This is a genomic window from Yersinia massiliensis CCUG 53443, from assembly GCF_000312485.1.
Lineage (GTDB): Bacteria > Pseudomonadota > Gammaproteobacteria > Enterobacterales > Enterobacteriaceae > Yersinia > Yersinia massiliensis.
Map to the genome: position 1 here is coordinate 108,598 of NZ_HE997652.1, position 17,328 is coordinate 125,925.

A 17,328-nucleotide genomic window follows, 5' to 3' on the forward strand; every position below is an offset into this window, starting at 1 on the left:
AGGTGATCAATGGCGATAATGATTAGTTGAATTCGAAAGGCTTATCACTGCCATTCGGTGCGCCGTTGGGAACCTTGGTTTGACGCGTTTCCATGGCGCTGAATTTTTCCAGCACGGCGGTCATCTGCGTTTTTAGGTCGGCCAATTCGTTACCGCTGGTTTCAGGCTTCGATGTACGGGCGGTAAAATCTTGGCGACGGCTGGCGCGGCGAGTGTGATTGCGAGTGCGAGAACGGCGCGACGATTTACCTTTGCCGCCGGCAGCAAATGACTTCATCAAGTTCGCTAAGTTCTTTTTCGCGACACTGAATTCAGCGGCGACAACTTCATCCTCTGGATTGTCAGCTACGTCGGCGGCGATTTCGGCTACCTGGTCAGCCACTTCAGCAATCTCATCAGCCAAATCAGCGACATCCTCGGCGGCTTCCTCTGGAGTGTCTGCGGTCGTGCCGTTGGCTTTCTCTTCCATTTGTTGAATACGCAGGGTTAACGCTTCAATAAGGGCTTTTAATTCATCCATCTTGGCTTCATCCTCGCCCTGATTGGGCTGTTTATTGTCGGGGTCGGTTGTGAATTCTTTCTTAATGGAAAATAGGCGGTCAAATAAACCTGTTTTTTTATTTTCCGTTTTACTGTCACGGGTTTTTAATTGTCCTAAGCTAAAGGCTTCGACATTACCGCGCGTACCTTCTTTTGTTTCACCATCAATAGTAAATGACAGTTTTTCGGTGCCTAAACTATTTGGTATGTCAGTTACCGCTAAACCAAATAAATAATTTTGACCACTCCCAGCAAAATCAGGGAATACCTCAACTGAGGTGAATAATTTTTGTCCCAGGCGGTTAGCTTCAATTAAAAATTGATTGGGAATTATCTTTGCGTAAAGTTTAACTTTTCCGTTTGCTTCTTCGTATTTTAATGCGTCAACCTCACCGAGATTATAAGTATATTGCCGCATAGCAATATCTTCTTCATGGTGCGGCCATAACAGGGCGGTGTAAGTCTCGCGGCTGTAGGTATTGGCGCAGTCTATTAACCACTGGGGTTCTAGTATCCGGCCATCTACCGACGCGCCAGAAGTACCAATACAACGCCAGTCGGAAATAAGTTGCGGCATGAAATACCCTTTTACTGTTATTTGTCATAAATAGTGACTCTGTGATTTGCAGTATTGCGGATATTTAAATACGGTGCATCCATCATCATTATTATAAGTTCGGTTATGCGCTATTAACCGAATGTAGCCGATATATAGTGATCAACGTTGTTTAAATCCCCCGTCATAATAGCCTTATGGCAAAATATTCTGATGAAATTAAAGAGGCGGCGCGAACGCTTTTTATTAAAAGCTGGACGCCCAAAGATATTGCGCAGGAATTAAACATTCCGGTGCGCACGATTTATCATTGGTCTGATATAGGCCAGTGGGCGGCATTATTACCGGTTGAATCTTTTGAAGCGGCCATTGCGCGCCGACATGACCAGTTATCACGGCGTGAGAATAAAACCGCGTTGGAACTGGAAGAAATCCGCGACTTGGTCGCGCACCATGTCAAGTTAATGGCGCAAAGCAATAAACACGCTGAAAAGATGGCTGAAATAAAAGCGCGTATGGCGATGCAATCCAGTGGCGGTGATGATGAAACCGGCTTCGGGGGTGAGACAAAACGCTCATACCGTAAAAATGACATTTCCAGCATTACTAAGGAAATGCTGGATAGCTGGGCTAACAACCACCTGTTTGATTACCAACTTCATTGTCGCGCCAATAAAGAACAGGATTTCCGGCACATCCTGAAATCGCGTCAAATCGGCATGACGTACTATTTTGCTTTTGAAGCCTTTGAAGATGCGGTGTTGACCGGTGATCGGCAAGTCTTTTTCTCTGCGTCCCGCGCGCAGTCTGAAATTTTCAAATTTTATATTGTCGAAATTGCTCAACAGGCTTTTGGTATTACGCTGACCGGTAACCCGATCAAACTGAGCAACGGGGCGGTGCTGCGGTTCTTGTCGACCAACGCGAACACGTCCCAAGGTTTTAACGGCCATTTGTACGGTGACGAAATATTCTGGATACCCAAATTTGGGCGTTTTCATGAAACCGCGTCAGCGATGGCGACACAAAACAAATGGCGGACCACCTATTTTTCAACACCCAGCGCCAAAACACATCAGGCTTACCCTATTTGGACGGGGGAAGCCTGGCGGGAAGACGACGCCAAGCGGAAAAAGGCTAAATTCCCGAAAGAAAGTGAAATGCGTAAAGCCGGCATCCTTTGCCCGGATGGTCAGTGGCGTTACATCATCACGATGGAAGATGCCATCAAAGGCGGTCTTAGCGCCTTAGTTGACATTGAGCGGTTGCGTAATAAGTACAATGCGACGGCGTTCGCCATGTTGTATATGTGCCAGTTTGTTGACAGTAAAGACGCTGTCTTTAAATTTTCCGAGTTGGAAAGATGCGCAGTGGATGCGGGCATGTGGCAAGACCACGACATGAAAGCCGCGCGCCCATTTGCCAATCGTGAGGTATGGGGTGGTTTCGACCCGTCCCGCTCCGGTGATAACTCGACCTTTGTGATTGTTGCGCCGCCGATGTATGACGGCGAACGCTTTCGCGTCTTGGCGATTTTCTACTGGCAAGGGTTAAATTTCACCTGGCAAGCGGAGCAAATTAAGCAACTGATGCGGCGCTATAACATGACCTATATCGGGATTGATGTGACCGGCATCGGGCGGGGCGTTTATGACTTGGTCACCAAATTTGCGCCTAGGGAAGCCACCCCGATTCTCTACAGTGTGGAAAGTAAAACCCGCTTGGTGCTGAAAATGATTGATACGGTGGAACGTCACCGCATCGAATGGAGTAAGGACGCGACTGACGAGAACAGCCAAGAGCGGGCCGAAATCGCCGCCAGCTTTATGGCAATTCGCCGCACGACGACCGCGAGCGGCAACGCGCTGACTTTTGTTGCTGAACGGTCAGAGGCTACCGGCCATGCCGATGTATTTTTCGCCATTTCTCACGCTGTGATTAATGAACCCCTCGACTATGAATATGATCGCCCGTCTACTTGGGCCTTTGGAAAAGCAGCATGACAACTAAAAAGAAACGCGGACGCCAGAACAGTACCCGCCCCCAAAAAGCCAAGAAAACAGAGGATTTCACCCCAGGACGTAGCAGCGTTATTTCGTTTGGGGAACCTGAACCGATATTAACGACGGGGACGGATTACAGTGAGATATGGTACGACAACGATTCCGACCATTGGCGACTGCCTATAGACCGTCTCGCCTTGGCGCAACTCCCCAATCTTAACGGCCAGCATGGCGGCGTTCTCTATGCCAGGCGCAACATGCTCGTCAGTGATTATCTTGGCGGCGGGCTAACGACTGACAATATCGAGGCGGCGGGGTTTAATTATTACCTGTTTGGGGATGTCGCTATCTTGAAAGTGCGTAATTTTTGGGGGGAGGTGATCGACCTGGTGCCTTTGCCCTCACTCTATACGCGCCGGCGCAAATCAGGTGAGTTCGTTGTGTTGCAAAAAGATGAGCCGCTTATTTATGCCCCGGCCGACATTATTTTTTTATCGCAGTACGATCCCCAACAACAGATTTATGGTTTACCGGATTATATCGGCGGTATCCACTCTGTATTACTGAATTCAGAGGCGACGATATTTCGCCGCCGTTATTACCATAATGGCGCGCATATGGGCTTTATTCTGTATGCCAACGATCCCAATATTAGCGTGGAAGTTGAGCAAGAAATAAAAGAGAAAATAGAACAGAGCAAGGGGGTGGGTAACTTCCGCAATATGTTTATCAGTATTCCGAAAGGTAACCCGGAAGGGATTAAATTGATATCCATCGGTGAAGTGAGCGCCAAAGATGAGTTTTCCAACATAAAAAGCATTACTGCTCAGGATATTCTCACGGCGCACCGCTTCCCGGCTGGCCTTGCGGGGATTATCCCGCCTAATGGCGCGGTGATGGGTGACCCGGACAAGGCCCGATCAACGTATCGAAAAGATGAAGTGTTACCGGTGCAAAATAAGTTTATGCGCGCAGTGAATACCGACCCCGAAATACCCGCCCATTTACACCTGCGATTTAGAGAAGATAAAGACACGGATAATACTGAAAGGGGCGAAAAGTGAGCAGAATTAAGCTAAAATCACGAAAGTTAACAGAAATAGCTTTCGGAGTGGTTAATATGCGAATGTTCAAGATTAAATGCACGGAATGCCGCGCACCCGCAATTATCCGCAAAACAGAATGGAAAGACGTCAAAATAGCCGACTTGTATTGTGCTTGTTCCAATGTTGAGTGCGGTCATACCTTTGTATTTAACGCGGTGTTCTCGCACTCACTTAGCCCCAGCGGGTTAACGGGGAGTAAGTTAGTCATGGCTTTGCTTGAAATGTTGAAGCCGGAAGAAAGACAGATTGCGTTAGATTTGCTACAAGGTCAGCCAGGATAAGAGAAAGGTTTCTCTGAGTCGGAACATTGGCTCATAGGACTATACCCAATCGACGAGCGGCGTTGTGCCGGAAACGGGCGTATCTCAAATCAATTTTACTGGGGCCAGTTTTATTCAGTCATATAACCTGTTTGCATTTTAAACAAAGCGGTGTTACTCAGTAAAAGTTAGAGATGTATGTTTATCAGGCTGTTCAGCTAAACAGCATGCACTAATAAGGATATGAAATGACTAATAGTTCAGAGTCTTTTGCAAGCATCGATCAGATTACGTCCCGCCCAAACTATTCGGCGAGCTTATCTATTACAGTGGATAGCTTTAGCTCGCTTATAGGTCGTTATCACTTTAGTGAAGAAGTTAAATGTCAAGTTAAAACTGAACGCGGTATCTGTGGGACAAAGCATCAAAACGGGTATGTAGGTGTTACAAAAGAAGGTAAAGAAGGTCTAATTGGTGGAATATGTGGCACTAAATATTTTAAAGAACACACTCTATTTGTTCAGGAAAAAAATCGTATAGATGCTGAGATTGATAGAAGAGAAAATCTTGAGAAGTTGATTGTGTTTAAAGAAAATTTCCTTTCTTGGTCCGGTGTCTATGGCTCGCTCGCTCAGAATATTCAAGCAGTAAAAAAGAAAACCAACCATCTTTACAATGGTTTTCCAGACATTGTTTTAGCATATATATATCAAGCCCAAAAAACCAAAAATTGGGATTTGAATGTTGATGTTTTACGCCATTCCCGAGGTGAAAAAGGAATGACAAGCAATTGGTACATTGAAAAACTTTGTACATTCCCGCCTTTACCATCTGCACATGAAATTCAAAGTTTGTTAGGTAGGATAGAAAATCTAAAAGCGGTTTTTAGCGAAGCTTGCTCTTCCAATATAGAAGAGCTATCAACACCAAAATTAAAAGGCTATGTAAGAAGCCTTTCTGATTTTGATGAATTAGAAAGTTTTTATAAAAAATTTTCCAAAGATGTAGAAGAATTTACTCAAGATCAGACCTTGTCCAATTTGTATTATGCCTGTGCAAACAATAAGGAAAAATTAGCCACGATCAAAACAATTTTAACTCTCAACACCCCCAGTTCTACAGAAAAATTAGTAAAATATAAATGTGATGAAATTGAGAGAATAACTAAAAATAAATTCGATAACTGTCAAGTTAGATATAATAAGACCGTGATGAAGTTTAAGAAAAACAGCCTTGGTTAATAATAGCCCCGCTTGGGGCTTTTCTTAGTTACCATCGACTAAAAATAGAATTATAAGCACACCTGTTTCCTTCATCAGATATAAATCTGATTGACCATATTACACTCCATAATTTCCCATTATAGCCATGATGCGCTTTAACCTGCTATTGGTCCAAACCAAACAGGTCTGTCCTTGTCATTTTCCATTTCGGTGGCTTGCGTCTTTCGATAGTGATCTCCAATTAAGCGGATAACTTGCGGCACTTGCTGTTGGCGTAACCGCTCAAATCTGGCTTTGATATCTTCTGCCGGTGTTGCAATCCGCTGGACTTGATACAACGCGCCATCCGTTCCCGCCCGATAAGCGATATCGCCGACTAATACTGATGCACCTTTCGCCATTGATTTCAGAATGTTGTTATTCAAATCAATGCCTATCGACGCTGCAAAATCTTTGATTTTTTCCTCTTTCTCACCCAACTTCGCGCCCAGCATGATTTCGCCCTGGGTGAGTAGGCGTATTTTTTTCGGTTGCAGGTCTGTTTTGACCAGTTCGTTGCGTATCCGTCTGAGCATTTGCCGCCGTTCTTTGGCGGTTAATAACTCAAAATGGATATTTTCGGGCGGCGGCGGTGGCTCAATGGCCGGCGGCTGAGTGACTATTTTTTGAACCCCCGTACAGTTATTGACAGAACTCCGAGAGGGCGCAGGCGCGCCCTTAAGGTCAACGGCCAAATCAACGGACAGGTCAAGGGCGCGGGCTTTGACAATCTTCCACTCAGTGGTACGGGTGATAATGGGCGTGTCTATGCCAACCGGTGGCGAAAACACGCCACGAATACGGATCACATCTTCAAAATATTCATTGGTGGTTTCTGATGTTTCGTAATAGGTGCGGGCGATCAAATCTTCACGTTTAACAAATGGCCCGCCCTGGGCGTTAACGTACTCAGCCCAGCGACCATAGTCAGCGGCATCATGAACAGCAGCAAATTCCACGCTTAAACCCATCGCGGTTTCGTGGTCTGACATTTTGCGGAGTTCACGATAAACGGTGACAGGTGCACCGCCGATAAACTGAAACTGACGAATACGCCAGCGACTGGCCCACGCAGATACAGCGGGGGCCACCTCTTTCAGTAGCTTGTCGGTTTCATCGTCGGTTTCACCGTCCAGCGCGAAACCGTCGATATTTTTCGAAATGTATTTAGCGATGTAACCCGTTGCGCTGCCTTTTTCCGGATCAATAGCCTCGGCATGAAAACGGGCCTTTCTGGCCCTTGCGCTGTAAAGCTCTTCTTCATCCTCTTCACTGGCGTAATCGCGCAAGATTTTACGCGCCTGATCGACGGACTCAGGCAGCATAAACAGCAACATATGCCAGTGTGGGGTGCCATCATGGTGCGGCTCGGCAACACGAATGCCGAATACGCGAATATCTTCTCGATGCAATTTAGCCCTGACCCGGTTCCACACCCCACGCAAATAACACTGCGTTCTCGCCGGATCAGCTCCGCACCATTTGCGGTTACGGTGTCCGTGCTTATTGGTGGCGTGGTATTTAGACGGGGCGGTCAGCGTATAAAACTCACCAACGTAGCCCATCTCTGTGCATATATCTTCAAACCCACGTATGCGGGCCATCAGTTCACAGCGACGAATTGCCGGATTAGCAACGCTGTGATCGTACTTATCAATCAGAGAAATACGGTTGCCTTTTTCGTCCTCTAATTCCATTGATTTGAGAAACTCGCGTGTGCGGCGCTTTTGTTCGCGCCAGTCGCTGACGGTTCCGATACTGGAATAGGGTGAGGCTTTTTTGCTGACATTGCCTAGGGCGATATGTAGATGCTCTTTCCACTTATCGCTATGGCGGCGCAAGCAGCGAATCCACCAACTTTCAGATTGCATTTTGGCAATATAGGAGGCTAGTTTGTCCTCGGTTAGTTTCTCACGCTCAGATTGATAAGCATCCCACCCCGGCACGGATTGGCGAAAGGCGCGAGTCAGCGCCGACGCGCGGGCATACAGTGCAAAAGCAATATTTAACTCTGATTTTCCGTTGACCTCATCATCAACAATTCCAAGTTCACGTTTGATCATTATGGCGATATCTTTCGCCAATGTTTCAATATCGGCACGGCCATAATCTGACAATTGATTGAATCGGTAGGCGAAAGGCGCTGTATCGTTGGCGTCGGTGGATATCAAATATTGGTCATTGACAGTATTCAAACGTGGCAATACGCGCTCGACAAAGTTTCTTGTTAAGTGCGTATTAGCTCGTTGAATGCCTTGTGTTTCTTCCAGTTTATTAAGGTGAAACCTGATACCACGTTGAACAATTTTAGGCTGTTTTGATAACAGGTCTTGGGCGCTAATCAGCGCGGCTATTTGTTCCTCATTTTCTTGCTGCTTACCCCTGACTAAGTAATCTGGCGCACCAATGGCGGGAATATACCTATCGTTCCACCAATAAGTCGCCGCAATAGGTAAATCGCCGCTGCCCTGATAGGGCGACGGCGGTGTTGGCGCTATTCGGCCAATTGAATGCTTGGTCATTCGCATAGACCGGCAGATGGAAGATCAATCATGATGCGTTCCTTATGAGCGGGATTTTCTCATCCGGTGTAGGTGACCGACGAGAGCGGTAATAAACAATCCCGTATACGGCGCTGACTGGCATTTCCATTTTTTCAGCAATGAGTTTAGGTTTTACCCCTTCCTCATAAAGTGAACTGCACAACTCCACATCATGATCGCTATATATAGTATTGCGATTGCACTCACCTATGTTTAAAGGGTTTACCCCTTCAACGGTTGCTCTTACACGAATGGCTGTTAATGTTCGGCCTAAGTAAATAGCAATATCACGGTATTTCGTGGTTGTTACCGCTTCACGTAGATAAGCCAGCTCATCCGGTAGCCAGGGTTGGCCGTGGCGTTTTGGAATAGTCATGGCTTCATCCTTAAAATGGAATTTCATCGCATGGATCAAAAAATGAAAGCATGACTAGTTTCGGAGCGGCAAAATCACATTGAGTAATATCTGATATTTCTACAACAATCTTGCGGCCCGAATATTCGAATCCCTCTTCATCCCACTCGGCCAAAAGCAGATAATCCCCGACTTTAAAATCACGGTCATTACTGCGTAATTCGGCCTTTTTTCTGCCATCAATAACCGCTTGGAAATATTCAGGCAGGATTTTTAATTGATGGGTTATTACTGCTTGCGAATATGAGGCCGCTTCCTGAAATGCCTGTGCTGTGCGCTGGGCCTCTTTGCGGTCAGACTCCGTTTTATGTATTGCCTGAATGGCTAACTCAGTTGTTTTATCATGACCCTTTTTACATATGTTTTTACCTGCCTCCGTACCCATAATTGCAAAAATTAAAGAATCCCATTTAGGTTCGAATGATGAATTGAATACCTCCAAATGTTGAACACGCGCTCGTAACTTAATTACCTCGCTATTTAGACGATCGATTTCAATACCGGCAGCAACTAAATGTTTTCTGACGAGCGCCCTTAATGCGATTGCATGAATACCATCGAGCGCAGCAAGGGGAATGAGACTACCAGCCGCAATAGTCAGCCCTTTAATTGCATTGGTTGTATTAATATGTGTAGCCATTATTTAGCCTCTTTATTTACAGTGGATGAATTAGCAACGGATTTAACTTCTAATATCCAAACGGACAACGCCTTTAATATTTCCTCTTTGGAAATCTTGGATTTATTTAATTTCGTTAGCTGATTATCTAAGCGCTCTAGCAACATTAAACGCTCAGAAAGTCGGGCATGATTAAAATGCTCGACCAGTTCTATGTCGTTTAGCTCATTTGTTAACTTTATCGGTGCAACAGCCATTTTTATCACCCCGTATTTAGATAATGGGAATCCTGACGAAATCTAATTCGCCATAATTAAAGTGTTAAATTCAGATGCTGATTACTCTTTCACCTAGTGAAAAATAATCAGGAAATGCTTTTGTTAAACGAATAATAAAATTAAGCGCTTCGATAATTATTTCGCGCTCATCTTCTGTAAACGTCTCAAAGCGTCGATTTGCATCGGCAGATTTAAACGGGCGCTGAATACCTTTTGTTTCAGCGATACGGTTTGCGCAAAACAAAATAACTTCTCTATTGGCGTTCCCTGTCTGTTCGTCATGCGGGTTTGCGTTGAAATGTCGACATGCATTATTGCGGTTAATATTGGCCTTTAAGCGCCATTCAACAGTGAACTCCCGGAAAGGTAGTTTTCTGTTACTTTGGTCAATCCCAATAGAAGCCATATATCCCCCCAATTTATGCAAATATTCCCATCAGACGCGCCCACCAACGGGTTTTACCCCTGGGTTTTGCCATGAATGGGGTGCGGCAACCTTTGATAAACTGCACTTCGCTGGCCTTTGGCTGAAAATCGCGACCGTCTGGTGTTTCAATCCAGCCGCACTGGTGGCGACGGTGGGTAACTTGCTGGCCGTTCCGTAGCATTGCAGCCAGTGACGGGCATTGATTAGCGGTCATAAAGTGATCTCCATCAAGTGAATAGGTGCCGGGGTACTTCATCGCGCCCGGCGCGCGTTTTTTGTGGTACTGTTTTTGCGCCGGCCAATACTGTGAGAAGGAACCCTGGCGCTATACCTACCAACCACAAAGGAATAATCATGAATAAGGCATTCTCATTTAATAACATTTCGTTCACCCATCATTCTGGCGATATTGATGCAATAAAACTTGCTTTAGGTGTAATAATTGCCAGTCTGCCTCGTGAACAATCAGTGAATATCATGAAAACACTAGGTGAAATAAACGAAGATAGTGTTAAAAATCTACATAGAGACTTTAATCAACTTAACCCGTATAAATAGCAACTAAGTCTCTATAGAACCGAAAGGCCCCGCATGGGTGTATATTGTGATGCTATCTATAGTGGTAGCATCTTCCCGTTCGGTATTGGCGCTTGAAAGAGAATATATTTCTTCTTTGGCTTGCTTAAATAGAGCGCAATGATAATTGCACGCTGCAATATATTCGGGGCTGGCGGTGAGTTGAATTAAACTCACGACGTGCTCAGGCTGTGGATAAAAAGAATTTGAAGCAAAGAATAGTTCCCCGTTGCTTAGCGTCCCAGTGGTTTTAACAGTTACAGAAGTCAACTTTCCGTCTGTAATTTCTGTTTCCATAGTGGTTTTTAACTCATTGCTTAGGTTTGACATATTGCCTCTCGCTCGGTTGGTAAGAATAAAACCCTTTCGCAAACTGCTTATTTGAGGGAGGGCTTTATCCCCTCAATTCATACAACTGGTCGATGTATTCAATGGCTTGCGCCAGTGCGTCAAACTTGCCGTAAGACTCATCACCCTGGCGAACGTGGTAACGGGTGATCGGGTTTATTTTGCTACGGTCAATGCGGGTAATTAAAAAGCCAAGGTAACCGTAAGTGTGATCGCTAATGCGGGTTAGCTCACGGATTGGGTTTCCGGGTGATTGGCAACTCATACTTTTAGCCTTAATGCTTCCTGTGCTTCTTCGTAAGCCTCAAGAAATTCATAAACCATATTTACCTGGCGTTCCCGGCCAGGCTTGTTTTTGGTCAATGTCAGTTTCCCTTCATTGGCTTGCTGTTGGATGGTGCGGACGGTCTGGCCCGTAATTTCTGCATACGCGGACAGGGTCAATTTTGGATAAGGGAGGCAGAAAACCACCGGACAATCCGGCATTTTTACTATTACTGGCTTGGTGCTTCGAGTGCTCATGACTTATCCTCTTCGATCACATTCGGATTTATTCGGACTTATTAAGATTCAAGGTCATCTTTTGGCGACCTTGTAGAGTGGAGATTAGTCGCTAAATGATGACCTCGTCAAGTGCTTATGGAAAAAAATTAAGAGACATGCGTTTAGCTGAGGGGATAACCCAGCAGCAACTATCTGAAATTGCAGGGATAGGCTTAGGAACAATCAAAAATTATGAAACCGGTCAGAGAGATGCGGGGATTAAGGTAATTGAACAAATCTTAGCGCTTCCAATTTTTGAGAAATACGCACTCTGGCTAATGACTGGGAAAACGTCAGAAGCTGCCGGACAAATATCACCGGCTCTCTCCCCTGATGGGCCAAACAACACATCCGACCACCAAAAAGGCCAGAAGGCTGGCTAACTATCTATAAAATATATGTTTCTTGGGGTAAGGGTGGGATCTGTTGTGAAAAGATACATTGGTTAAATGAGGATTTATGAATAAAGATAATGAAGTACAAGCAGCATTCTTCAAAAGGCTTGAGAAAATAACGGTTAAAGAGTTTAGTAAATTTCTAGACACCAAGGGTGTAACTACTCTCTGCCCTATGTGTAATAGTGACGGTGAGCAGGTGTTTGATGAAACGAATCACTCAACTATGGCGGATCTCTTTGAGGGGCAGTCGGGGCAAACATTTGTAACCTATTTTCATCATAAGCCGGCAAATCCAGGTGATAGTGATGGAAATTATTACTACAAAATGACATGCGATAATTGCGGCTATATTACGACTTACGGTGTTACGCCTGTATTGAAATGGTTTGATAGCTTACAATCCAAGGATGTGGAGAGTGAAGAATGAGCGACATTTATTTTAGTGTAGGTCAATTCATTCAGGCGCCAGCCAAGAGGAGTAACCAGAATATGCACCAAAATGCAGATGAAGCAATGGGCCGAATGGGGTCTGATATTGAGCATATCAAACGCGACATTTCTGACATCAAGACAGATTTAAAAGAATTTCGTGGAGATCTGAAAGAAGTTCGCAAGGATATGAGGGCTGATTTTAGAGTCTTATTTGCAGCCATCATCACTGTTGCTATTGGGTTGGCGGGCGTTATGGGCAAAGGTTTTGGCTGGCTGTGACCGTCAGTAAGATTGATAGCGGTCAGTATCTTGTTGATGTGCGCCCGCAAGGGCGCAGCGGTAAGCGAATACGTAAACGTTTCAATACTAAGTCAGAGGCGCAGCAGTACGAACGGTGGCTTATTGCCACGCAGAATAATAAGGACTGGTTAGAGAAACCAGCAGACCGTCGCCCATTGATTGAGTTGATAGAGTTATGGTGGAAATATCACGGCCAAACTCTAAAGGCTGGTAAGGATGATTATCAGCGACTTAAAAAGTTAGCCGATGACATGAATAACCCACGCGCCGACCAGGTTACAAAGGGTTCCTTTGCAGACTATAAAGCAGCCCGCCTATCCAGTGGAATCAGCCCTAGCACGATAAATAGAACGCAAATGATATTGAGCGGTGTATTCAGTACGCTCATAGAGAGCGGCCACTATCATAGCCAGCATCCTCTTAAGGGGATCGTCAAGATTAAAAAGACTGAAAGTGAAATGTATTTCCTTTCACGACCTGAAATTGATTTGTTGCTTAATAGCTTTGATGGCGACAATTTGAAAGTAATCAAGTTGTGTTTGGCTACTGGTGCGCGCTGGGAAGAGGCGGCAGAGTTAACAAGTGCATCGGTGATCAAATATAAGGTGACCTTTAATAACACGAAGAATGGCAAAAATAGAACTGTTCCAATATCGGCGAAGCTGTATAAAGAAGTTTATAAGCCGGAAGGGGGCCGCTTGTTCCTACGAGTGGATTACGATTTTGTCAGGGAAACACTAAGGGCTGTTATTCCTTCTTTGCCTGTAGGGCAATCTGTGCGAGTGTTTCGGCATACGTTCGCAAGTCATTTTATGATGAATGGCGGCAATATTTTGACGCTGCAAAAGATACTCGGTCATAGCAATATTCAACAAACTATGACCTATGCGCATTTTGCTCCAGACCATTTACAAGATGCTGTCAGGTTTAACCCACTGGAGCAGTAGGTTAATATTGTGGAGTTCCGTGCTACTGCTAGAATGAAAAAGTATAGGTTCAGTTTTGCAGGTGGCGGGGGCAATAGGTGGGCGAATGTCGGTTTTATTGTGATCCACATTTTGCCCAAATTGGCTGGATTAGTACGGATTTGTGTAGATTCATGTTTCATTAAATATCATTGCTTTAGGTGTTTTTTGTTGGTGTGTATGGGTATGTGATGACACCTGTTGATGTCGTCGCCGAACGTGCCGGCCAACCTGTGCCAGACATCGTAAGCAAGTTGCTCGAGCTGGAGTTAGCAGGGTGGATCGCAGCAGTACCCGGCGGCTATGTCCGATTATTAAGGAGGGCAGGCCATGTTCGACGTTTTAATTTACTTATTTGAAACTTATATGCATAACGAGTCAGAAATGCTTGTCGACCAAGATAAGATTACTGACGATCTTGCTGACGCAGGTTTCTATCGTGAGGATATCAACAACGCCCTAAATTGGTTAGAGGCACTTGCCGATCTACAAGAAGGGCAGAAAGCACCTTATCTCTACGCCGCTGACCCACAAGCATTACGCATTTATACGACAGAAGAATCCCAACGTCTGGATGTCACTTGCCGTGGTTTTATCCTATTCCTTGAGCAAATTCAGGTCCTACACTTCGATACTCGAGAAATGGTTATCGATCGAATTATGGCGTTAGATTCTAATGAGCTTGATCTGGAAGATCTTAAGTGGGTTGTGCTGATGGTGTTATTTAACATACCGGGTAATGAAAATGCCTATCAGCAGATGGAAGAGCTACTTTTTGAAGTCAACGAAGGTTATGTGCATTAAGTGGTAATTCCACTGGCTAATAACTTTATTATAGAAGGCGTTATGACGAAAACAGTTACTGCCAAGGATAATGGTTCATGTCCTGAATGCGGCTCGGCTCTAGTCATCCGCAGTGGGGGGCATGGCCCATTCCTTGGTTGTTCACACTATCCCGACTGCCAGTATATTCGCCCTTTAAAAGCACAATCTGATGGTCATATTGTAAAAGTCCTAGATGGGCAATTTTGTCCTAAATGTGGCTCAGAGATGGTATTGCGCCAAGGGCGTTTTGGTATGTTTATTGGATGCAGCCAATATCCGCAATGTGATCATACGGAAGTGATTGATAAACCGGACGAGACATCGATAAATTGTCCGCAATGTGGCCAAGGAAAACTCCTTCAACGTAAGTCACGTTTTGGGAAGATTTTCCATGCCTGTAACCGTTATCCAGATTGCCAATTTACTATTAACCAGCAACCTATTGCTGGAAAATGCAGTTATTGTCACTATCCATTGTTAATGGAAAAGAGAACAGCGCAAGGCGTCAAATGTTTTTGTGCTAGTAAGTTATGTGGGAAGGCCGTAGAAAGTGAGTAATAACAAGGTGAGTATAAAAAAGAATAATGATGGTTTGGCTGAAGTATTACGGGCCTTACAGCAAGAAGAGGTTATTGCTTACCCGACAGAGGCTGTTTTTGGTTTAGGTTGTGACCCTGATAGTGAAAAGGCAGTGAATGCTTTATTAGCTTTAAAGCAACGGCCATGGCAGAAGGGCTTAATCCTTATTGCAGCAAGTTATGAACAATTAAAACCCTACGTTGATGATTCGGCGTTAAGTGATCTACAACGTGAGACGATTTTTTCCTGTTGGCCAGGGCCAGTAACGTGGGTTATTCCCGCCCGAGCTGATACACCACGTTGGCTTACGGGGAATTTTGATTCATTGGCCGTCAGGGTGAGTGACCACCCACTTGTCCAACAATTGTGTTTGCAATATGGCAAGCCAGTGGTTTCAACTAGCGCTAATTTGAGTGGTCTTGAGCCTTGTCGTACGGAAGAAGAAGTAAGAATACAATTTGGCCCTTCACTACCGGTGCTCCTCGGCAAGGTTGGTGGTCGCTTAAACCCATCTGAAATCAGAGATGCTTTAACCGGTAAGCAATTTCGTCAAGGGTAGGAAATAGCATGGATCAGAAGTTCGCAGTGTTTGGTAATCCAATTGGGCACAGTAAATCGCCGAGGATTCATGCACTTTTTGCTGAGCAAACAGGTATAGAACATCACTACGGTAAGGTGCTTGCTCCGACTGAAACGTTTGAAGAAGTATTAGCACGCTTTTTTGCTGATGGTGCGGCGGGAGCAAACATCACGACACCATTTAAAGAACGAGCATACGCCAAATGTGATGAACTAACAGATCGTGCATCATTGGCAGGAGCTGTTAATACGATCAAGCAGTTAGAGGATGGCCGCTTATTAGGTGACAATACGGATGGTATTGGTTTGCTAAGTGATCTTGAGCGGCTGCATTTGATTCATGAAACCGATAACATCTTGTTAGTGGGGGCTGGGGGGGCAGCGCATGGTGTTATTCTTCCATTGTTATCGTATGGATGTAAGGTTGTTGTGACTAATCGGACTTATGCTCGCGCCAAACAACTTGCTGAAGTTTTCCACCATTTGGGTGATATTGATGCTGCTGAAATGCATGCTATACACGAGCGTCAATTTGACTTAATTATCAATGCGACAGCTTCTGGCATCCATGGCGAAGTTCCAAACTTACCGACAAGTATTATCGGCCCCCAAACACGTTGTTACGATATGTTTTATCAGGCTGAGGACACGCCATTTTTAGCTTGGTGCAAGCGACTTGGTGTGAGTTCTTCTGCGGATGGTTTGGGTATGCTAGTGGGACAAGCAGCACATGCTTTTCAGCTCTGGCATGGTGTGATGCCTGAAATTTCACCAGTACTAAATCAACTGCGTAATGAACTACATAAATAGAAGAGCAGAATAATGCAGGAAAGATATAAGCCTATTTCCTGCATCATCTATTATGACGACTAATCTAGTCTCGGCTATTTAGTTTCTGCCAAATAGTCATCTTTCCAGCGTACGTAGTTACCAGCCGAGTAAAGAAGACCTTCTAATTCCGCAGGCGTTAACGGCCTGATTTGTTTAGCAGGACTACCCATATATAGGAAACCACTAGTCAACCGCTTCCCAGGAGCAACGAGGCTGCCGGCACCAATCATGACGTCATCTTCTATAATTGCTCCATCTAATAGGATCGACCCCATCCCAACGAGTACCCTGCTGCCGATAGTACAACCATGAAGCATAGCTTTATGTCCCACAGTCACGTCCTCACCAATAATCAGTGGGTCCCCTTCGGAGTTATGCTCAGACTTATGGGTAACGTGCAACACACTGCCGTCTTGAATATTTGAACGTGCGCCAATAACGACTTGATTGACGTCACCTCGAATAGCCACTAGTGGCCAGATACTGACATCATCGCCCAAAATAACATTGCCAATGATCACGCTGGATCTATCGATCATTACGCGAGCACCTAAAGTTGGAAAATCCTGCAAATAGGGGCGAATAGCATCAGACATAACAATAACCTCATTTATAAGATCACTTTTTACAGGCAATACTAGCCGTTGCTGATGAAATTACAACCAATCAGGGGGAGGTGTGGCAGTAAATACACAGCGGATCGACCAAGATCTACACGTAAGGAGTGAAAAGTATTCAAACAGTAGAAAAAGGCAAAAAAATGGTTGTGCAAAAAATTCGACTCCCTATAATGCGCATCCATCGAGACGGAACATGACGAATCAAGTAGTTAAGTGACCGGCAAAGAGAACAGAGAAATTCAACGAAATAAGTAGTTGACTCTGAGTGAGGAAAGCGTAATATGCGCACCTCGAGTTACCGACCGGAAGGTTGCTAACTCACT

Annotated in this window: 24 protein-coding genes and 1 pseudogene; 14 read left to right on the plus strand and 11 right to left on the minus strand. The window is 45.0% G+C overall.

Features of this window, described 5'->3' with window-relative positions:
• Positions 1 to 22: 22 nt before the first annotated feature.
• On the minus strand, positions 23 to 1,117 hold the full coding sequence (locus BN68_RS22070; protein WP_019213334.1) for a GPO family capsid scaffolding protein: 1,095 nt from the start codon (positions 1,115 to 1,117) through the stop codon (positions 23 to 25).
• A gap of 176 nt (positions 1,118 to 1,293) precedes the next feature.
• Here BN68_RS22070 and BN68_RS22075 point away from each other — a divergent pair, with 176 nt between their 5' ends.
• The 4 genes from BN68_RS22075 to BN68_RS22090 all read left to right on the plus strand — a co-directional run bounded on the left by BN68_RS22075 (position 1,294) and on the right by BN68_RS22090 (position 5,706).
• Complete coding sequence (locus BN68_RS22075; RefSeq protein WP_019213335.1) at positions 1,294 to 3,099, plus strand: terminase large subunit domain-containing protein; 1,806 nt, start codon at positions 1,294 to 1,296, stop codon at positions 3,097 to 3,099.
• Positions 3,096 to 4,163 (plus strand): phage portal protein, encoded by a 1,068-nt coding sequence (locus BN68_RS22080; RefSeq protein ID WP_019213336.1) that lies wholly within the window; start codon positions 3,096 to 3,098, stop codon positions 4,161 to 4,163. The genes BN68_RS22075 and BN68_RS22080 overlap by 4 nt, the downstream gene beginning before the upstream one ends.
• Positions 4,164 to 4,219: 56 nt before the next feature.
• Positions 4,220 to 4,486 (plus strand): ogr/Delta-like zinc finger family protein, encoded by a 267-nt coding sequence (locus tag BN68_RS22085; protein ID WP_145579297.1) that lies wholly within the window; start codon positions 4,220 to 4,222, stop codon positions 4,484 to 4,486.
• 227 nt (positions 4,487 to 4,713) lie between these two features.
• Entirely contained in the window at positions 4,714 to 5,706 is a 993-nt protein-coding gene (locus BN68_RS22090; RefSeq protein ID WP_019213338.1) for a hypothetical protein, read from the plus strand.
• Between the two features lie 137 nt (positions 5,707 to 5,843).
• On the opposite strand, the gene BN68_RS22095 is transcribed toward BN68_RS22090, so the two are convergent.
• The 6 genes from BN68_RS22095 to BN68_RS22120 all read right to left on the minus strand — a co-directional run bounded on the left by BN68_RS22095 (position 5,844) and on the right by BN68_RS22120 (position 10,223).
• Positions 5,844 to 8,249, minus strand: a complete 2,406-nt coding sequence (locus tag BN68_RS22095) for a replication endonuclease (RefSeq protein WP_081578883.1) — start codon at positions 8,247 to 8,249, stop codon at positions 5,844 to 5,846.
• A gap of 28 nt (positions 8,250 to 8,277) precedes the next feature.
• On the minus strand, positions 8,278 to 8,646 hold the full coding sequence (locus BN68_RS22100; RefSeq protein ID WP_019213340.1) for a hypothetical protein: 369 nt from the start codon (positions 8,644 to 8,646) through the stop codon (positions 8,278 to 8,280).
• Positions 8,647 to 8,656: 10 nt separating this feature from the next.
• A complete protein-coding gene (locus BN68_RS23565) occupies positions 8,657 to 9,325 on the minus strand; it encodes a DUF3850 domain-containing protein (protein ID WP_019213341.1) in 669 nt (222 codons plus the stop codon).
• Positions 9,325 to 9,561: a hypothetical protein gene (locus BN68_RS22110; RefSeq protein WP_019213342.1), complete on the minus strand. Its 237-nt coding sequence runs from the start codon at positions 9,559 to 9,561 to the stop codon at positions 9,325 to 9,327. The genes BN68_RS23565 and BN68_RS22110 overlap by 1 nt, the downstream gene beginning before the upstream one ends.
• Positions 9,562 to 9,631: 70 nt before the next feature.
• Positions 9,632 to 9,988 carry a hypothetical protein gene (locus BN68_RS22115; protein WP_019213343.1) on the minus strand — a complete coding sequence of 119 codons (357 nt, stop codon included), beginning with the start codon at positions 9,986 to 9,988 and terminating at the stop codon, positions 9,632 to 9,634.
• A 13-nt stretch (positions 9,989 to 10,001) separates the two neighbouring features.
• Positions 10,002 to 10,223 (minus strand): phage filamentation protein Fil family protein, encoded by a 222-nt coding sequence (locus BN68_RS22120; RefSeq protein ID WP_019213344.1) that lies wholly within the window; start codon positions 10,221 to 10,223, stop codon positions 10,002 to 10,004.
• 140 nt (positions 10,224 to 10,363) lie between these two features.
• Between BN68_RS22120 and BN68_RS22125 the strand changes: the two genes are divergently transcribed.
• A complete protein-coding gene (locus BN68_RS22125; RefSeq protein ID WP_019213345.1) occupies positions 10,364 to 10,567 on the plus strand; it encodes a hypothetical protein in 204 nt (67 codons plus the stop codon).
• Positions 10,568 to 10,570: 3 nt separating this feature from the next.
• Here BN68_RS22125 and BN68_RS22130 read toward each other — a convergent pair whose 3' ends face one another.
• The 3 genes from BN68_RS22130 to BN68_RS22140 all read right to left on the minus strand — a co-directional run bounded on the left by BN68_RS22130 (position 10,571) and on the right by BN68_RS22140 (position 11,455).
• Entirely contained in the window at positions 10,571 to 10,915 is a 345-nt protein-coding gene (locus tag BN68_RS22130) for a hypothetical protein (RefSeq protein WP_145579299.1), read from the minus strand.
• Positions 10,916 to 10,979: 64 nt separating this feature from the next.
• The gene (locus BN68_RS22135) at positions 10,980 to 11,198 is read right to left on the minus strand and encodes a hypothetical protein (RefSeq protein ID WP_019213347.1); all 219 of its coding nucleotides are present in this window, start codon (positions 11,196 to 11,198) and stop codon (positions 10,980 to 10,982) included.
• Positions 11,195 to 11,455 (minus strand): hypothetical protein, encoded by a 261-nt coding sequence (locus BN68_RS22140; protein WP_019213348.1) that lies wholly within the window; start codon positions 11,453 to 11,455, stop codon positions 11,195 to 11,197. The genes BN68_RS22135 and BN68_RS22140 overlap by 4 nt, the downstream gene beginning before the upstream one ends.
• 95 nt (positions 11,456 to 11,550) lie before the next feature.
• Between BN68_RS22140 and BN68_RS22145 the strand changes: the two genes are divergently transcribed.
• The 9 genes and pseudogenes from BN68_RS22145 (at position 11,551) to aroE (ending at position 16,364) form a co-directional block, all read left to right on the plus strand.
• Entirely contained in the window at positions 11,551 to 11,859 is a 309-nt protein-coding gene (locus tag BN68_RS22145) for a helix-turn-helix domain-containing protein (RefSeq protein WP_019213349.1), read from the plus strand.
• 76 nt (positions 11,860 to 11,935) lie between these two features.
• Positions 11,936 to 12,301, plus strand: a complete 366-nt coding sequence (locus tag BN68_RS22150) for a hypothetical protein (protein WP_019213350.1) — start codon at positions 11,936 to 11,938, stop codon at positions 12,299 to 12,301.
• The gene (locus BN68_RS22155; RefSeq protein WP_019213351.1) at positions 12,298 to 12,585 is read left to right on the plus strand and encodes a hypothetical protein; all 288 of its coding nucleotides are present in this window, start codon (positions 12,298 to 12,300) and stop codon (positions 12,583 to 12,585) included. Before BN68_RS22150 ends, BN68_RS22155 begins: the two co-directional genes overlap by 4 nt.
• Positions 12,582 to 13,553: a phage integrase gene (locus tag BN68_RS22160; RefSeq protein WP_019213352.1), complete on the plus strand. Its 972-nt coding sequence runs from the start codon at positions 12,582 to 12,584 to the stop codon at positions 13,551 to 13,553. Before BN68_RS22155 ends, BN68_RS22160 begins: the two co-directional genes overlap by 4 nt.
• A 200-nt stretch (positions 13,554 to 13,753) precedes the next feature.
• Positions 13,754 to 13,930, plus strand: a pseudogene (locus BN68_RS23760) (DprA-like winged helix domain-containing protein); the annotation flags it as partial.
• Positions 13,902 to 14,375 carry a DUF494 family protein gene (locus tag BN68_RS22165; RefSeq protein ID WP_019213353.1) on the plus strand — a complete coding sequence of 158 codons (474 nt, stop codon included), beginning with the start codon at positions 13,902 to 13,904 and terminating at the stop codon, positions 14,373 to 14,375. The pseudogene BN68_RS23760 and the gene BN68_RS22165, both read left to right, overlap by 29 nt.
• A gap of 42 nt (positions 14,376 to 14,417) precedes the next feature.
• Positions 14,418 to 14,954: a DNA topoisomerase family protein gene (locus BN68_RS22170; protein ID WP_042807102.1), complete on the plus strand. Its 537-nt coding sequence runs from the start codon at positions 14,418 to 14,420 to the stop codon at positions 14,952 to 14,954.
• A complete protein-coding gene (gene tsaC / locus BN68_RS22175) occupies positions 14,947 to 15,534 on the plus strand; it encodes an L-threonylcarbamoyladenylate synthase type 1 TsaC (protein ID WP_019213355.1) in 588 nt (195 codons plus the stop codon). The genes BN68_RS22170 and tsaC overlap by 8 nt, the downstream gene beginning before the upstream one ends.
• An 8-nt stretch (positions 15,535 to 15,542) precedes the next feature.
• Positions 15,543 to 16,364: a shikimate dehydrogenase gene (gene aroE / locus BN68_RS22180; protein WP_019213356.1), complete on the plus strand. Its 822-nt coding sequence runs from the start codon at positions 15,543 to 15,545 to the stop codon at positions 16,362 to 16,364.
• 74 nt (positions 16,365 to 16,438) lie between these two features.
• Here the strand turns inward: aroE and BN68_RS22185 are convergent, their stop codons facing one another.
• Positions 16,439 to 16,981, minus strand: a complete 543-nt coding sequence (locus BN68_RS22185; protein ID WP_019213357.1) for a gamma carbonic anhydrase family protein — start codon at positions 16,979 to 16,981, stop codon at positions 16,439 to 16,441.
• Positions 16,982 to 17,328 lie beyond the last annotated feature (347 nt).

Coding starts and splice junctions, on each gene's coding strand:
- BN68_RS22170 (WP_042807102.1), top strand. CDS start 14,418: ATGACGAAAACAGTTACTGCCAAGGATAATGGTTCATGTCCTGAATGC.
- BN68_RS22140 (WP_019213348.1), bottom strand. CDS start 11,455: ATGAGCACTCGAAGCACCAAGCCAGTAATAGTAAAAATGCCGGATTGT.
- BN68_RS22185 (WP_019213357.1), bottom strand. CDS start 16,981: ATGTCTGATGCTATTCGCCCCTATTTGCAGGATTTTCCAACTTTAGGT.
- BN68_RS22100 (WP_019213340.1), bottom strand. CDS start 8,646: ATGACTATTCCAAAACGCCACGGCCAACCCTGGCTACCGGATGAGCTG.
- BN68_RS22090 (WP_019213338.1), top strand. CDS start 4,714: ATGACTAATAGTTCAGAGTCTTTTGCAAGCATCGATCAGATTACGTCC.
- BN68_RS22130 (WP_145579299.1), bottom strand. CDS start 10,915: ATGTCAAACCTAAGCAATGAGTTAAAAACCACTATGGAAACAGAAATT.
- BN68_RS22155 (WP_019213351.1), top strand. CDS start 12,298: ATGAGCGACATTTATTTTAGTGTAGGTCAATTCATTCAGGCGCCAGCC.
- BN68_RS22120 (WP_019213344.1), bottom strand. CDS start 10,223: ATGACCGCTAATCAATGCCCGTCACTGGCTGCAATGCTACGGAACGGC.
- BN68_RS22080 (WP_019213336.1), top strand. CDS start 3,096: ATGACAACTAAAAAGAAACGCGGACGCCAGAACAGTACCCGCCCCCAA.
- BN68_RS22145 (WP_019213349.1), top strand. CDS start 11,551: ATGATGACCTCGTCAAGTGCTTATGGAAAAAAATTAAGAGACATGCGT.
- BN68_RS22150 (WP_019213350.1), top strand. CDS start 11,936: ATGAATAAAGATAATGAAGTACAAGCAGCATTCTTCAAAAGGCTTGAG.
- BN68_RS22110 (WP_019213342.1), bottom strand. CDS start 9,561: ATGGCTGTTGCACCGATAAAGTTAACAAATGAGCTAAACGACATAGAA.
- BN68_RS22095 (WP_081578883.1), bottom strand. CDS start 8,249: ATGACCAAGCATTCAATTGGCCGAATAGCGCCAACACCGCCGTCGCCC.
- BN68_RS22085 (WP_145579297.1), top strand. CDS start 4,220: ATGCGAATGTTCAAGATTAAATGCACGGAATGCCGCGCACCCGCAATT.
- BN68_RS22115 (WP_019213343.1), bottom strand. CDS start 9,988: ATGGCTTCTATTGGGATTGACCAAAGTAACAGAAAACTACCTTTCCGG.
- BN68_RS22125 (WP_019213345.1), top strand. CDS start 10,364: ATGAATAAGGCATTCTCATTTAATAACATTTCGTTCACCCATCATTCT.
- BN68_RS22075 (WP_019213335.1), top strand. CDS start 1,294: ATGGCAAAATATTCTGATGAAATTAAAGAGGCGGCGCGAACGCTTTTT.
- BN68_RS22070 (WP_019213334.1), bottom strand. CDS start 1,117: ATGCCGCAACTTATTTCCGACTGGCGTTGTATTGGTACTTCTGGCGCG.
- aroE (WP_019213356.1), top strand. CDS start 15,543: ATGGATCAGAAGTTCGCAGTGTTTGGTAATCCAATTGGGCACAGTAAA.
- BN68_RS22135 (WP_019213347.1), bottom strand. CDS start 11,198: ATGAGTTGCCAATCACCCGGAAACCCAATCCGTGAGCTAACCCGCATT.
- BN68_RS23565 (WP_019213341.1), bottom strand. CDS start 9,325: ATGGCTACACATATTAATACAACCAATGCAATTAAAGGGCTGACTATT.
- BN68_RS22165 (WP_019213353.1), top strand. CDS start 13,902: ATGTTCGACGTTTTAATTTACTTATTTGAAACTTATATGCATAACGAG.